Source organism: Mesorhizobium sp. PAMC28654 (genome assembly GCF_020616515.1).
Taxonomy (GTDB): domain Bacteria; phylum Pseudomonadota; class Alphaproteobacteria; order Rhizobiales; family Rhizobiaceae; genus Mesorhizobium.
This window is the reverse complement of the sequence record NZ_CP085135.1, coordinates 757,556-771,626: the sequence shown is the minus strand read 5'-3', so window position 1 is coordinate 771,626 and position 14,071 is coordinate 757,556. Positions and strand designations below refer to the sequence as shown.

At 59.8% G+C, this 14,071-nt stretch carries 15 protein-coding genes; 11 read left to right on the top strand and 4 right to left on the bottom strand.

What is annotated here, in order from left to right; translation table 11 throughout:
- Positions 1 to 67 precede the first annotated feature (67 nt).
- A protein-coding gene (locus tag LGH82_RS03770; protein ID WP_227344189.1) for an IS3 family transposase occupies positions 68 to 1,419 on the top strand; the annotation gives its coding sequence in 2 pieces (ribosomal slippage) (positions 68 to 404 and positions 404 to 1,419; 1,353 coding nt in all).
- Here LGH82_RS03770 and LGH82_RS03765 read toward each other — a convergent pair.
- From LGH82_RS03765 to LGH82_RS03755, 3 genes are all read right to left on the bottom strand, one after another.
- On the bottom strand, positions 1,364 to 2,053 hold the full coding sequence (locus LGH82_RS03765) for a hypothetical protein (protein ID WP_227347354.1): 690 nt from the start codon (positions 2,051 to 2,053) through the stop codon (positions 1,364 to 1,366). The genes LGH82_RS03770 and LGH82_RS03765 overlap by 56 nt on opposite strands.
- A 173-nt stretch (positions 2,054 to 2,226) precedes the next feature.
- Positions 2,227 to 2,517, bottom strand: a complete 291-nt coding sequence (locus LGH82_RS03760; RefSeq protein ID WP_227347353.1) for a hypothetical protein — start codon at positions 2,515 to 2,517, stop codon at positions 2,227 to 2,229.
- Between the two features lie 49 nt (positions 2,518 to 2,566).
- Entirely contained in the window at positions 2,567 to 3,004 is a 438-nt protein-coding gene (locus tag LGH82_RS03755) for a MarR family winged helix-turn-helix transcriptional regulator (RefSeq protein WP_227347352.1), read from the bottom strand.
- Positions 3,005 to 3,154: 150 nt separating this feature from the next.
- Here LGH82_RS03755 and LGH82_RS03750 point away from each other — a divergent pair, with 150 nt between their 5' ends.
- Both LGH82_RS03750 and LGH82_RS03745 read left to right on the top strand, forming a co-directional pair.
- A complete protein-coding gene (locus tag LGH82_RS03750) occupies positions 3,155 to 4,945 on the top strand; it encodes a chloride channel protein (RefSeq protein WP_227347351.1) in 1,791 nt (596 codons plus the stop codon).
- A 65-nt stretch (positions 4,946 to 5,010) separates the two neighbouring features.
- Positions 5,011 to 5,259, top strand: a complete 249-nt coding sequence (locus LGH82_RS03745) for a DUF982 domain-containing protein (protein ID WP_227347350.1) — start codon at positions 5,011 to 5,013, stop codon at positions 5,257 to 5,259.
- Between the two features lie 183 nt (positions 5,260 to 5,442).
- Here the strand turns inward: LGH82_RS03745 and LGH82_RS03740 are convergent, their stop codons facing one another.
- Complete coding sequence (locus tag LGH82_RS03740) at positions 5,443 to 5,688, bottom strand: DUF982 domain-containing protein (RefSeq protein ID WP_227347349.1); 246 nt, start codon at positions 5,686 to 5,688, stop codon at positions 5,443 to 5,445.
- 640 nt (positions 5,689 to 6,328) lie between these two features.
- Here LGH82_RS03740 and LGH82_RS03735 point away from each other — a divergent pair.
- The 8 genes from LGH82_RS03735 to LGH82_RS03700 all read left to right on the top strand — a co-directional run bounded on the left by LGH82_RS03735 (position 6,329) and on the right by LGH82_RS03700 (position 14,040).
- Positions 6,329 to 7,207, top strand: a complete 879-nt coding sequence (locus LGH82_RS03735; RefSeq protein ID WP_227347348.1) for a protein-L-isoaspartate O-methyltransferase family protein — start codon at positions 6,329 to 6,331, stop codon at positions 7,205 to 7,207.
- Between the two features lie 209 nt (positions 7,208 to 7,416).
- Positions 7,417 to 8,079 (top strand): class I SAM-dependent methyltransferase, encoded by a 663-nt coding sequence (locus LGH82_RS03730; RefSeq protein WP_227347347.1) that lies wholly within the window; start codon positions 7,417 to 7,419, stop codon positions 8,077 to 8,079.
- A 76-nt stretch (positions 8,080 to 8,155) separates the two neighbouring features.
- The gene (locus LGH82_RS03725) at positions 8,156 to 9,322 is read left to right on the top strand and encodes a glycosyltransferase 87 family protein (protein ID WP_227347346.1); all 1,167 of its coding nucleotides are present in this window, start codon (positions 8,156 to 8,158) and stop codon (positions 9,320 to 9,322) included.
- A gap of 269 nt (positions 9,323 to 9,591) precedes the next feature.
- Positions 9,592 to 10,407, top strand: a complete 816-nt coding sequence (locus tag LGH82_RS03720; protein ID WP_227347345.1) for a transporter substrate-binding domain-containing protein — start codon at positions 9,592 to 9,594, stop codon at positions 10,405 to 10,407.
- Between the two features lie 143 nt (positions 10,408 to 10,550).
- Complete coding sequence (locus LGH82_RS03715; protein ID WP_227347344.1) at positions 10,551 to 11,219, top strand: amino acid ABC transporter permease; 669 nt, start codon at positions 10,551 to 10,553, stop codon at positions 11,217 to 11,219.
- On the top strand, positions 11,206 to 11,928 hold the full coding sequence (locus LGH82_RS03710) for an amino acid ABC transporter ATP-binding protein (protein WP_227347343.1): 723 nt from the start codon (positions 11,206 to 11,208) through the stop codon (positions 11,926 to 11,928). The genes LGH82_RS03715 and LGH82_RS03710 overlap by 14 nt, the downstream gene beginning before the upstream one ends.
- A gap of 320 nt (positions 11,929 to 12,248) precedes the next feature.
- The gene (locus tag LGH82_RS03705; RefSeq protein ID WP_227347342.1) at positions 12,249 to 12,791 is read left to right on the top strand and encodes a Chromate resistance protein ChrB; all 543 of its coding nucleotides are present in this window, start codon (positions 12,249 to 12,251) and stop codon (positions 12,789 to 12,791) included.
- A gap of 31 nt (positions 12,792 to 12,822) precedes the next feature.
- Positions 12,823 to 14,040 carry an MFS transporter gene (locus tag LGH82_RS03700; protein ID WP_227349472.1) on the top strand — a complete coding sequence of 406 codons (1,218 nt, stop codon included), beginning with the start codon at positions 12,823 to 12,825 and terminating at the stop codon, positions 14,038 to 14,040.
- The last annotated feature ends 31 nt before the right edge of the window (positions 14,041 to 14,071 follow it).

The following is a 14,071-nucleotide window of genomic DNA, read 5'->3' as shown; positions in this document are numbered from 1 at the left end:
GTGTCCCAGATTTGAGGTTGTGAATTAAGGAGGGTTTTGATCTCGTCGTCACGACGAAGGAACCAAGATGAGCCCTAAATCCTCAAGTGCCAAGAAGCCTGCCGAGCAGGTGGTAAAGGACATTCGCCGGGCGACCCGGCGGCATTTTTCAGCGGAAGACAAGATCCGGATCGTGCTGGACGGGCTGCGCGGCGAAGACAGCATCGCCGAGCTGTGCCGCAAGGAAGGGATCGCGCAGAGCCTGTATTACACCTGGTCCAAGGAGTTCATGGAGGCCGGCAAGCGCCGATTGGCGGGTGATACCGCTCGTGCTGCCACCAGCGACGAGGTCAAGGATTTGCGCCGGGAGGCCGGCGCGCTGAAGGAATGCGTCGCTGATCTGACACTGGAAAACCGTCTGCTCAAAAAAAGCATGATCGCGGATGGGGACGAGCAAGAATGAGATATCCCGCATCCGAAAAGCTCGAGATCATCAGGATCGTCGAGCAGTCACACCTGCCAACCCGCAAAACGCTGGACCGACTGGGCATCCCGCGCCGGACCTTCTATCGCTGGTATGACCGTTATGTCGAGGGCGGGCCTGAGGCGCTGCAGGATCGGCCCTCGGCGCCGAGCCGGGTGTGGAACCGCATCCCGCCTGCCATCCATGACCAGATCATCGAACTGGCGCTGGAGCAGTCCGAGCTCTCCCCGCGCGAACTGGCAGTACGGTTCACCGACGAGACGCGCTACTTCGTGTCAGAAGCCAGCGTTTACCGGCTCCTCAAGGCCTACGATCTGATCACCAGCCCGGCCTATGTGGTGATCAAGGCGGCGAACGAGTTCCACACCAAGACGACGCGACCCAACGAGATGTGGCAGACGGACTTCACCTACTTCAAGATCATCGGCTGGGGCTGGATGTACCTGTCGACCGTGCTCGACGATTACTCCCGCTACATCATCGCCTGGAAACTGTGCAGCACCATGCGGGCCGAGGACGTCACCGACACGCTGGACATGGCACTTACTGCCTCAGGGTGCGACCAGGCCCATGTGCACCACAAGCCTCGGCTGCTCAGCGATAATGGCCCCAGCTACATCGCCGGCGAACTGGCGGACTATATCCAGGACCAACGCATGAGCCATGTCCGGGGCGCTCCAATGCATCCCCAGACCCAAGGCAAGATCGAGCGCTGGCACCAGACCCTCAAAAACCGAATCCTCTTGGAGAACTACTTTCTGCCCGGCGACCTTGAGGCCCAGATCGCAGCCTTCGTCGAACATTACAACCATCGACGCTACCACGAGAGCCTGGCCAACGTAACGCCAGCCGACGCCTACTTCGGCAGGGCCGCAGCCATTATCAAACAGCGAGAAAGGATCAAACGCCAAACCATCCAACATCGGCGCTTGCAGCACCGCAAGATCGCCGCTTAACATCAACCCCAAGATGAGGCCGACACTCCGCTAATCTGCGATCCAATCTGAGCCAAATGATCTGACGACGGACACTCGAGGAAGCCAGCAAGGCCGAGGCCGAAGCCACCGGCGATGAACAGAAGAAGCCGAGCAATGTCGTCGGATCGAATCCCGACCTCACCATAGATGCGGTATCGGACGGCAGCGCCCGTGAGAGTGCCAAAACCAACGGCGTTCCGAGAGCAGTTCCGCAAAAGCCGGCCACCACGGGCGCCATACGTGGCGTTCGAGCGCCGACGTAGTACACCGCACAGATGTCCCGCCCGACGACAGCAGCGAAGCTTACTGTTGTTGCAAGGATCGACCAGCCAATCGCGGCTACCGGAAGGTGATGCAGCGCATGCACCAGAGCATGATAGTTGATGCCCTGGATCATGCCGCCGAATGCCAGAACAACTAGGATTAGCGCCGCAAAGATGGTTGCGGAGAACGCGAGACGGCGCACTTTGACGTCGAAAAGGCCACCTTGTCGGGGGATATCTAGTTGAGCAATCCTTGAGGTGGATACATCTCGTTCACCCGCAACACGCTCGCCGCCCTCAGATGCTGTTTCAGAGGATGCATAGATGGGAGCATGATCGCGCGCAGACACCACCTATGTCCTGACTATCTGGCCAATTACGCCCCAGAGCCCGCGCCCTGCCGTTCCGCGTCCCACAGCGGCACATGAATCTGCGGTAGCGCACGTTCCCTTTGATGTCCAGCCAGCGATTCCAAGAGCCGCCATATCGCAAGAAGTACAGACGCTCTTATACGCGCGTCCGCTCAATGGGTATTGCGCCTTGACCCACCGCGAGGGAGATAGATAACTGTGGACGGTTCTTTTGCGTCGGCTGCGGGACAGGGCTTGTCCTGCTGGACCGGTGGCGTGGCGGGCGTGTTGCTGCGCCACCGCCGCACTGCGCGGATGCCGACTATTGCCGCCCACAGCCAAGCGCCGGGCACGACGATATAGAGGGTATGGACAATCGCGCGCTGATGGCCGGACTGGTAGGCGAGGAACAGCACGGCGGTCAAGATCAAAGCCGGGGCGAGGATACGGAGCGCGGTTTTCATGCTGTCTTGATCCATGTGACGGGGGCGGTGTTGCTGCGGGAAGGCATTGTCAGTCGTCGCGGCGAATGAGCAAGCGCTTCAGCATCGGCTCGATCCGCGAGAGCTCGTCAAGGTGAGCGGCCGACAGGTCGGCCAGATGGTCGTCGGCGCGCTCGGTCAGCCGTAGCAGGACGCGGCGATGGTCGTCCTTGTCCTGATCCCTCGCTACCAGTCCAGCCTCGCAAAGACGATTGACCAACTCGACGGCGCTATGGTGGCGGATGCGCAGGCGCTCCGCCAGATCGCCGATCGTCACCGGACCTCCGCCCGGAAAGCCCTTGATCGCCAGCAGCGCCTGGTGCTGGCGCGGGGGCAATCCGGCATCGTGCGCCTGGATCTGGCTGAACTCAAGGAAGCAGCGGATTAGGTAGCGAAACTCCGACAGCCGCTGGTAGTCGGCTTGGCGGATGGGGGGGCGTGGTTTTAGCGGATGCGTCATTCCCGACATTTGTTCGTTTCCAATGAAAGCTCAATCAATTTTCGGGCAAAAAGGTCTTGTCTATTTATATCGTATTACGATACAGAGCGAGCCGCCAAGCCGTGATTTTGCGGACACAGTCGTCGACACATGCGGTGCACCCGCAGAATGAGAGCTGCAATGAAATCCGACCATGCCAATCCCGGTCATCTGCGTGATTTCACGACCGACGCAAGGGTGCTGACGATCGCCACCATTGCGGTGGTGGTGGCGACGGCGGGAGTGTTCGCCGGCATTGGTCTGCTCAAGCTGATCCGGCTTGCCACGAATATCGCCTATTTTGGACAGTTCACGCTTGCCGATCTGAAACTGCAGGACTCGCCGCTTGGTTATGTCTCGGTGATTATTCCGGTGATCGGCGCGCTGATCATCGGCGTGATGGCGCGCTACGGCAGTGAAAAGATTCGTGGCCACGGCATTCCCGAGGCCATCGAGGCGATCCTGCTCGGGCGCTCCAAGCTTGATGCCAAGGTTGCGATCCTGAAGCCGCTATCTTCGGCGATCTCGATCGGCACCGGCGGGCCATTCGGCGCCGAAGGCCCGATCATCATGACGGGCGGCGCGATCGGCTCGCTGATCGCGCAGATGCTGCCGGTCAGCGACAATGAGCGCAAGACGCTGCTTGTGGCAGGTGCGGCAGCAGGCATGACCACCGTGTTCGGAACGCCGATCGCCGCCATCATGCTGGCCGTCGAATTGCTGCTTTTCGAATGGACGCCGCGCAGCTTCATTCCCGTGGCGGTCGCGGCTGTTATCGCCGAGGTCGAACGCACCATGCTGCATCTGCCCGGGCCGATCTTTCCGTTCCAGGGCGGGATGGAGATTTCCTTTGTCGGCCTTGGCGGCTGGGTTGCGATCGGCGTTTGTGCAGGGCTGCTGTCGGGGTTGCTGACGCAGATGGTCTATGCCTGCGAGGACGGTTTTCAGAAACTGCCCATTCATTGGATGTGGTGGCCGATGCTCGGTGGTCTGGTGGTCGGCATCGGCGGATTGATCGAACCGCAGGCGCTCGGCGTCGGCTACGACAATATCGCCAATATGCTGGACGGCCGCACGGTCGCCACCGCAGCGCTCATTCTGCTGGTGGTAAAGGCCATCATCTGGTCGGTGGCGCTGGGTTCGGGAACATCCGGGGGCGTGCTGGCGCCGCTTTTGATCATGGGCGGCGCAATGGGAGCGGTGCTCGCCGGCATTCTGCCGGCAGCGGATCCGGGCTTCTGGGCGCTGCTGGCAATGGCGGCGACCATGGGCGGCACGATGCGCGCGCCGCTGACCGCTACCTTCTTCGCTGTTGAACTGACTGGCAACACGCACGTCTTGTTGCCGCTGATCGCGGCCTGCGCCACGGCGCACGCGGTCACCGTGCTCCTGATGAAGCGCTCGATCCTGACCGAGAAAATCGCCAGGAGAGGGCACCATCTGGTTCGCGAATACCGGGTCGATCCCTTTGCCTTGACCCGGGTGCGCGAGGTGATGACCTCGAAGGTCGAGAGCGTGCCGTCGACAATGACGCTGCATGGCGCGGCGGCGTTCCTGACCGCGCCGGAAACGCGGCATCCGAGTTTTCCCGTGGTCAATGAAGACGGGCATGTTCTCGGTCTCATCGATCCACCGGCGATCCTGCGCTGGAGACGCGCGGGCACGCACCGCACCACGACGCTTGGCGAGTTGCTGGCCGGGAGCAAGGTGACATTCGCCTATCCGGATGAGTATCTGGAAGGTCTGTCCGACAAGCTGCTGATGGCCAATGTTTCCCATCTGCCGGTCGTGTCGCGCGAAGACGCACGGCTGGTCGGCTATGTCGGCTGGAAGGACATGATGCGCGTCCGGTCGAGGAAACAGGCCGAAGAGCACGATCGCAGAGCCTTGCTGGGCTTCGGTACCCGCCGCAAGAGCCCCGACGTCCCATGAATGCAACCGGGCCATAGTTCCCGTGTTACACCAATGTCCTCTTCCTGTTGCAGGAGCAATCGGTCATGGTCATCAAGGTTTCACTCAACGGCGTCACCGAAGATATCGAGACCGTGTCTGACGCAATGGATTTTCTGCAACGATGGCCGGTCGACCGTCGTTGGCCTGCGTACCGAACCGCGCTGAAAGCTTGCGGCGCAGCGTCTGCCGCGCAAATGGCCGACCAAGATGCGCTGACGGCGTTTGCTGCCTTTGCGTGCCTTATGGAGACACTCGTCGCCTCCGACGCTCCGGTGCTGCCCATGGAGGCTTGAACAACCCCCTTGTCGCTGACGAAGTAACTGCCGGCGCGCAGATCACGGGTGCGGCTGGCCCGTTCTCGCAGGGTGGGTATGGCCGTTGACGTCTAAATTACGTAAGCACCCGAGCAATCGTGCCGCTAACTTGCCCCGCCTCTAAATTCCATCTCATATGATCACCGACCCTTCTGCATGTGATCACTCAATCAAAATGCGCGCCGCGCGGGCAGCCTCTACAAATATCTCTCTCGCCACATCCGCCGAAACCCCGCCGCTGACAGCCTGTCGACAAGCTCTCAAAGCCGACCGATGAGCCTGGCTGCCCGGATCGCGCCAGTGATGGATAAGTAGGTCCAGCGCCTGGTCGGCGCTCAAGAGGTTGCGAATATCGCCACTAAGGCCGGTCGAAACTGGCACCGGCCTGGAAAACCATGCATCGTACATAGCACATCCTCAGATATCTTAGGCTCTCATCTGCTCACATCCGGTCTCACTGCTTCACTAGCTCGCTTCACCATCGAGTGAGCAGCGCATGACCCAATAGATCGCATTACGATATATAATCCATCGCGGTAAAAAAACCAGTCGCCGTTTTGATTATCATGGAGCGAGCCTCGGTTCGGATAGGCGCTCACTTGGCCTTGGGGTGCGATACGGCAGCATCGCGCTTACGCGCGCGTGGTCGCGGGATTTTTTGCCAAGGGGATGCGGCGGCGGCTCTGCGCGCGATGCGCCCGGTAGCTGTGGAGGTAGGCCGACCGCCACTCTCCTCTCTCCGGCCGTAACACGCCCGCTACCAAATGGCTCCAGCAAAGGTCGGAGTATTCGACGGAAATTTCTTGGCAGGGACCGGATTGCTGGCCTCACAAGAGCACTCCCATGCCCCGCCCGGTTCCATCGCCTGCCACAGTCTGAAAACCTTACCGCTTTGTATAGTTCCGGCAATCTGGCCTTCAGCCAAGATGTCTAGGGTCGCCGTGGTACGATCGGGGCAGCCGGCTGTTGGCCGGACGCTATAAAGTAGCAATTTGGCGGCAGCCGGATTCCGCGATGCTGCTCAGATGTTGAAAGGTCAGAGCTGCCAATGATGCTCAGCCGGCGCGAATTGATGCTTTGCGGTGCGGGAGGGCTGGTTTCCGCAGCCTCTGCGACCAGCGCCGCCGCCAGGGTGCCCGCGCCCCTCGACACGGCCGACGGCCCTCCCCTGACAGGCAAGGCCGACTACATCCAGTGGATGCAGAAGAACCGTGGCGAGGCGGCCGAGTTCCTGGGCCAGCGCTGGGACCGTTTCGAACAGCTTATCGCGCACAAGGATGTCTGGGACGACCGCAACAAGCGCGCCTATTTGCTGACCCCGCGCGAGCGCTTCGTCACCAAGGCCAACATCGCGCGCGCCTATGAATGGCACTATCTCGACATCGGCTATGGCGTGACCATCACCGGCCCGCACACCGTTGCCCGCATGACCAATTCCATCGACGTGCGCCACGGTGACAAGGTGCTGGAGATCGGCACCGGCTCCGGATACCAGTCCGCCTATCTCTCCTATCTCACCGACAAGGTCTATTCGATCGAGATCATCAAGCCGCTGGCCGCTCGCACGCGCGGCATCTATGACGGGCTCATCGCCGACGGCTACACCGAATACAAGCACATCTCGACCCGTACAGGCGACGGCTATTACGGCCTGAAGGAAGAGGCGCCGTTCGAAAGGATCATCGTCACCTGCGGCATCGACCACATCCCGCCGCCCCTGCTGCAGCAGCTGCGGCCCAACGGCATCATGGTCATCCCGGTCGGACCGCCCGGCGCCCAGCATGTGCTGAAGGTCACCAAGAAACAGGCCGCGGACGGCAGCTTTACTGTCGCGCGTTCGGACATCTATCAAGGCGGGACCTTGTCCTTCGTGCCGCTGACCAAGCTCGGCGACGCCGGCATCAGCGGCACCCACAACGGCGGTTGACCTCCCCTTTCTCGCAATTCTTTACGCAGACGGCGTCTGCCGCGAAGCCTTTCGCAAAAAAAGCATCATCAATGTTAGATGAAAAAGCCCAGGAATCGGCCGTACTGCCTTTGGCTCCGAGGGTCGACATATGTGGCGCGAAAGACGGCCCCACCTTTCAAGATGCGCTTAGCTGGCAAATCTTGGCGGCTCCTTCGAGCGCGTCAATCGTGGAAACCCCCAATGGCATCGGCAGCCTCGGCCTGCACAATTTTATTGCGCAACAGTTTTCCATGCCCGAAGGCGTATGCGGGCGTGTGGCCGGGGCAATCATGGGTCTGATAAACCACCTGCCGAACAAGCGGGCCATCGAACGACTGGACATCGCCGAACGGGACGACGTGCTCGAAATCGGATTTGGACCAGGCTGGGCCCTCAAGGCAATGGTCCGGTTCGCGCATGGCGGTACGATCACCGGGGTGGATCGGTCGCCAACAATGTTTCGTCAGGCCGAGGCGCGAAATCGGACCGCGATCGGCGATGGAAAGCTGAAACTGATCCGCGGCACCTTCGAGCAGTTGCCGCTGGAAAGCGCAACGGTCGACAAGATTCTGGCCGTCAACGTCATCTATTTCTGTTCGCCGACGGGAACGGCGCTGGCGGAAGCCCATAGGGTTCTGCGTCCGGGCGGAATACTGTCAATCTATGCGACGGATTGCTCTTCCATGAGGAAGTTTCAATTCATTGGTCCTGAAACCCAGCAAACATTTGATCGAAAAGGACTGAAGGATTTCCTGGGCAAGAGCCCATTTGCGTCAGATCAGATCGAGATTCAAAAGGTCTGGTTGCCGTTCGGATTTCGCGGCCTGGTGGCACGACTGTGCAAACGGTAAATGCAGTGAAAGCGCTTTCACGGCACGCGAGCTTGACGGTCATCAGCTTTCAGCCTTGCGCCTAGAGGGTGTTGCCATGACGATTTCCAAGCCGGTCTTCGACCGTTTGGGACTAATGCTGTGGGTCGTGGCGTTTCTTGTCACGGCCTCATTGGCGCAAATGTCGCTCGATCATCGTTCGGTGGTGTTCGTCTACAGGAATGGCTCCGAAGCCTTCATGGCCCAGCGGCCGCTCTATCATGTCCATCTCGCCATGGGCTACCTTTACGCGCCTGCCTTCGCCGCGCTCTATTCGCCGCTTCTGATGCTTGGCCACCATTTCGGCGACCTGGTTTGGCGCACGATCTGCTTTGGCGTGGTAACCCTTGCCGTCGTTCGGCATGTCCGAAAACTTGGCGGCCATGACCTCACCTGGCTGCTTTCCTTCGGCCTTGTCATATCAATGCCCATGGCGCTCGGCGCGCTCCGCAATGGCCAGGCCACGATACTGCTGACCGGCGCCTGCTGGCTGCTCACCTTGTCGGCGCTCGAGGGCCGGCGCGCGGAGACTTTTCTGTGGACGTCGCTTGCAATCATTGCCAAGCCGACGGCCATCGTCATGGTGTTGCTGGTGGCGGCACTGCGTCCCCGGCTGATACCGGTGATCGTGCTGGCGTTGCTGGTGGTGCTCATCATACCCTATGCCTTCGCGCCCGTTGGCTATGTCAATGACCAGTATCACGACTTCTTCCAGATGCTGACGGCGATGGCTGTCGACAGGACCGGCCCGTTTGAACCCGCCGACTTCACGTCTGTCTTCGCGTCGTTCGGGTATCCCCTCCCGGAACGTGAGGCCACGATCGTGCGCGTCATCGCCGCGCTGATGGCCCTGTCGGCCGTTCTCTGGTACGACCGAAAGGTAGAGCGCGGAACGGCAGGGCTCGCCATATTCCTGGTGGCGGCCTTTTACATGTGTGTGTTCAATCCCCGCGTCGAGCCCAATACCTACGCCATGATCGCCATTCCCGCCGGCGTCGCCATCGCCTTGCTGTGGCGGGAAGAGCAAGGTGGCGCCTTGCGCGTGGTGCTGACGACTGTGCTTGTCCTGGACGGAATGACCGGGGTTTTCGTTCAGATCCATCAGTGCCTCAACCCATGGCTGCGGCCGATCGTCGTGACCTTGATTGCATGCGCTTTGATCTGGTGGTTCTGGGCCAAAGCGCGGGCGAAGATCGTGTACTCCGGACCTGTCGCGCACGGCTGAAATCGACCTTCGACCTCATCGCGCCATTCTTCAAGTCGGCGGAGGCCTTTGTAGTTCCTGAAGATAGGAGAGCCTTGGGGTGGACAGCGAACGTGATCCCGGCGACACCACCCTGCTCAAAAAACGCACACGTGAAGCTTCTTGATGCCTTGACTTGGGCATCTGCCGATCCAGATGCTCTTGGGCGGGCTTGAATTCATGCGTTCATGCACCACTCCTATTCGTCGACTCTCCCCAAGCTGACGAATGCCCGCCGAACGGAGATATCTGTGAAAAACAAGTCGCTTATCGTGCTGGCCACATCACTGGCTTCCGGCCTGGTTCTTTCGTTTGGCGCAATGCCCATGGCGGCCGCGCAAAGCGCGGCAACCAACATCGTCGTCGGCGCCGACACGACATTCCCACCATTCGAGACCGAGACGAACGGCGAGGTCACGGGCTTCGACATCGACTTGATCAAGGCAATTGCCAAGGCAGAGGGCATGACGGTCAGCCTGAAAACGCTACCGTTCAACGGGATTATCCCCAGTTTGCAAGCCGGCTCGATCGACGCGGCGGTTGCCGGAATCACGATCAAGACCAGCCGGATGCAGAACGTCGATTTCAGCGATGCCTATTACAAGTCCGGTCTGTCAGTGCTGGTCAAGAACGACTCTGACATCAAGGATTTCGCCGACCTCAAGGGCCATGTGGTAGCCACCAAGAAAGCCACGTCATCCGTCGACTATATGACCGGCCACGGCTTCCCGTCGGACTATATCAAGCAATTCCAGAACATCGATGCCGCCTATCAAGCGCTTGAGACGGGCGGGGCGGACGCTGTCATTTTCGACAACCCCGTCAACGTCAACTTCAAGACCGCCCATGCCGACGTCAAGATTGTAGGTCCGCTGCTGACCGGCGAATATTACGGTATCGCCATCAGCAAGCAAAAACCTGATCTGACCGCCAAGATCAATGAGGGCCTCGCCAAGATCAAGCAGAACGGCGAATATCAGAAACTCTTCGAGACGTATTTCGGCGGCGATGTCAGCGGCGTGGTCAATGGCGTGGAAAAGCCAGCGACGGTCGCTGTTTCAGGCTGAGGATTCTGGACCATCTGCTCGGCAGATGGTCCAGCCTTCTCGGCGAGTCCACCAAATCGACGCGGAGAGCGCGTGGCGCAAGGCAGGTGCCGTGCTTTCTTTCGTAAGGACGCGGCCGAGACTAGCAATTCGAGGCACGGCGCATGGGTCCCATCTGGCAAAACTTACCGGTCATCCTCGGAGGCCTGCGCCTTACGATTCAATACTCGATCGTCGCCATCGTCCTGATGGTGATCATCGGCCTGATCGCGGCGCTCATGCGCCTGTCGAAGATCGCGCCGCTGAGGTGGATCGCCACCGCTTATGTCGAGATTTTCCGATCCACTCCACTGTTGGTGCAACTCTTCTTCATCGTGCTTGGATTGCCCGCGATCCTGCCCGTCAACCAATGGTTCGGGCAACTGACCTATCCGATCCTCGCCGCCGCGCTCACACTCAGCCTGAACGAAGGTGCTTACGTCACCGAGATCGTCCGCGCAGGCATCCTCGGTGTCGATCGAGGCCAGAAGGAAGCCGCGCAGAGCATCGCCATGAACGGCTTTCAGACAATGCGCTATATCGTCCTGCCCCAGGCATTCAAGCGAATGATCCCACCACTGGTCAACCAGGCGGCCCAGACGATCAAGGACACCTCGCTGCTCGCGCCGGTCGGCATCGCCGAACTGGTCTACAAGGGCGAGATCGTAATTGCCGAGACCTTCGCATCCTTTGCGATCTGGGGGCTCATAGCGGCGCTGTACTTCGTCCTCATCTTCTCCTTGTCGAAGTTCTCGTCCTCCCTGGAGAGGAGGCTTCAAGTTGATAAACGTTAAAGACCTTCACAAGTCCTTCGGCCACAACGAGATCCTCAAGGGGATAAGCACTCATGTGGAGGAAAAGGAGGTCGTCGTCGTCATCGGCCCTTCAGGAAGCGGAAAAAGCACGTTTCTGCGCTGCCTGAACGGGCTGGAGACGGCAACCAGCGGCGAGATTGAAATCGCCGGCATGATGTTGACCGATCCGAAGACGAACATCCACAAGCTGCGACAGCATGTCGGCATGGTGTTTCAGCAGTTCAATCTGTTCAAGCATCTGACCATTTTGGAGAACGTCACGATCGGGCCGCGCAAGGTCAAGAAGCTCACACTTGCCGAGGCCAACAAGGTCGCACGCGAGTTGTTGGCCAAAGTCGGTCTGGTGGGCAAGGAAGCAAGCTACCCGGACGAGCTTTCCGGCGGCCAGCAGCAACGTGTGGCGATCGCCCGCTCGTTGGCCATGGGCCCGAACGTCATGCTCTTCGACGAGCCAACCTCCGCGCTCGACCCCGAAATGGTGGGCGAAGTGCTCCAGGTCATGAAGACGCTGGCGATCGAGGGAATGACGATGGTGGTCGTCACCCATGAGATGGGGTTTGCCCGTGAGGTCGGGCACCGGGTGATCTTCATGGATGACGGCCTGATCGTCGAGGAGGCAGCGCCCACGGCACTGTTCTCGAATCCGCAAAGGAACCGCACGAAGAGTTTTCTGGCGAAGATTCTGTAAGCAAGAAATGTCTTGGCCGTCAGTCTGACTCGGAATCTGCGGTTCATTCAATTTCAAAGGACAAACCGGACAAACGCAAGGAAGAACCAGGCGGCAGATTGCGTTGACGACAATCCGAGGCGACGGCAAGCGCAAGCGGGTTCGATATCTTAATCATGTCTCCCATCATCTTTTGGTCCGAGCCATGGTCTGGCATCGTGAATGCGTAGCACTTGACTGGGCTAGACGGATTCGTTTGTCGTTCACGCGCAAACACTTTCAACAGTGCGAACTGCGACGTTGCGATTGAATTGTTACAGCCGTTGCATTAAATTGAAGCCATGGTCGTGCTGACGTGGCTTCTTTTGACATACAAGGTGCCTCCGGAGCCCGCCACGAAGCGCGTTGCGCTATGGCGGCGACTGAAGGGCATGGGGGCGATTTACCTGCAGAACGGTGTCTGCCTGCTGCCGAAGACCGACGATCATGTGCGCCGGCTGAAAATGCTGGAGAACGATGTTTCCAAGATGGGCGGCGAATCCGTCATCCTGGAGACGGTCGCCCTTGATCGCGCTCAAGAGGACAAGGTGGTTGCCCGCTTCAAGGCAGATCGCGACGACCAGTATCGCGAGTTTCTCGGTCGGTGCGCCGGCTTCGAGGTCGAGATCGCCAAGGAGATCACGATCAACAAGTTCACCTATGCCGAGCTCGAAGAGGAAGACACAGATCTGAAGAAGCTCCAGGGCTGGCTGGAGAAGATCAAGAAGCTCGATTTCTACGGTGCATCACTTGCGGATGAGGCTGCCGAACGGCTGCGGGCATGCGAGGCCCTGCTCGACAGCTACGCTCAACGGGTCTTCGACGCACACGATGAAAATCGGTGAGGTGAGCGGCCAGTATGACGGAACAGGCGCGATGACAACCGAGATCATGGAACGCCCCAGAGCCAGACAGGGGATTCCCGTCGGCGTTTGGATTCTGGGCTTCGTCTCGATGCTGATGGACATCTCGTCGGAGATGATCCACGCGCTGTTGCCTATCTACATGGTGACGGTGCTTGGAACGTCAGCCCTTGCCGTCGGCGTCATCGAGGGTATCGCTGAAGCAACCGCCTCGATCACCAAGGTCTTCTCCGGCGCCCTGAGCGATTGGCTCGGCAAGCGCAAACTGCTCGCCGTGTTCGGTTATGGCCTGGCGGCCTTGACTAGGCCGATCTTTCCGTTGGCATCCTCGATCGATTGGCTTATCGCGGCGCGTTTCATCGACCGTATCGGCAAGGGTATTCGCGGCGCCCCGCGGGACGCGCTTGTCGCCGACCTCGCCCCGCCACATCTTCGCGGCGCGAGCTTTGGCCTGCGCCAGTCGCTCGACACGATCGGTTCGTTTCTCGGGCCGCTTTTTGCCATCGGCCTGATGTGGGTGACGGCCTTTCATTTTAAGGCGGTGTTCTGGATTGCCGTCATCCCGGCATGCCTGTCCGTCGGACTGCTCCTCGTCGCCGTGAAGGAACCGGAACGCCCGAAGGAGCAGCGCCGTATCCGCATGCCGCTGCATCGCGAGGAGCTACGCCGTCTGGGAGCGCACTACTGGTGGGTCGTGGCAATCGCGGCAGTCTTCACCCTTGCTCGCTTCAGCGAAGCATTCCTCATTTTGCGTGCGCAATCCATCGGCCTGCCGATGGTGCTGGCGCCGATTGTCTTGGTTATCATGAGCCTTGCCTATTCTCTGTCGGCCTATCCCGTCGGCGTGCTGTCTGATCGTGTGAACCGCCTGACAATCCTGATCGTTGGCCTGTTTCTGCTCCTCGCAGCCGATCTGGTTCTCGCCTTTGCGCCGGGGACGATCGGGCTTGTGCTCGGAGTGATCCTCTGGGGGCTCCACATGGGCTTCACCCAAGGATTGCTGGCTGCGTTGATCGCTGATGCCTCTCCGGCGGAATTGCGCGGGACCGCCTTCGGCATGTTCAACCTCGTCACCGGCTTGGCACTCCTCATTGCCAGCGTTGTCGCTGGCGCGCTTTGGGACATGACAGGGCCGCAAGGCACTTTCCTCGCAGGCGCTGTCTTTACTGTGCTGACCTTGGCGGGCCTGCTCCCTGTTCGAATGGGGTTGGGTAAGCGGGAGGCACCCTGAGACCCGGCTCGCGGTTTCTTTTCGAAATGGA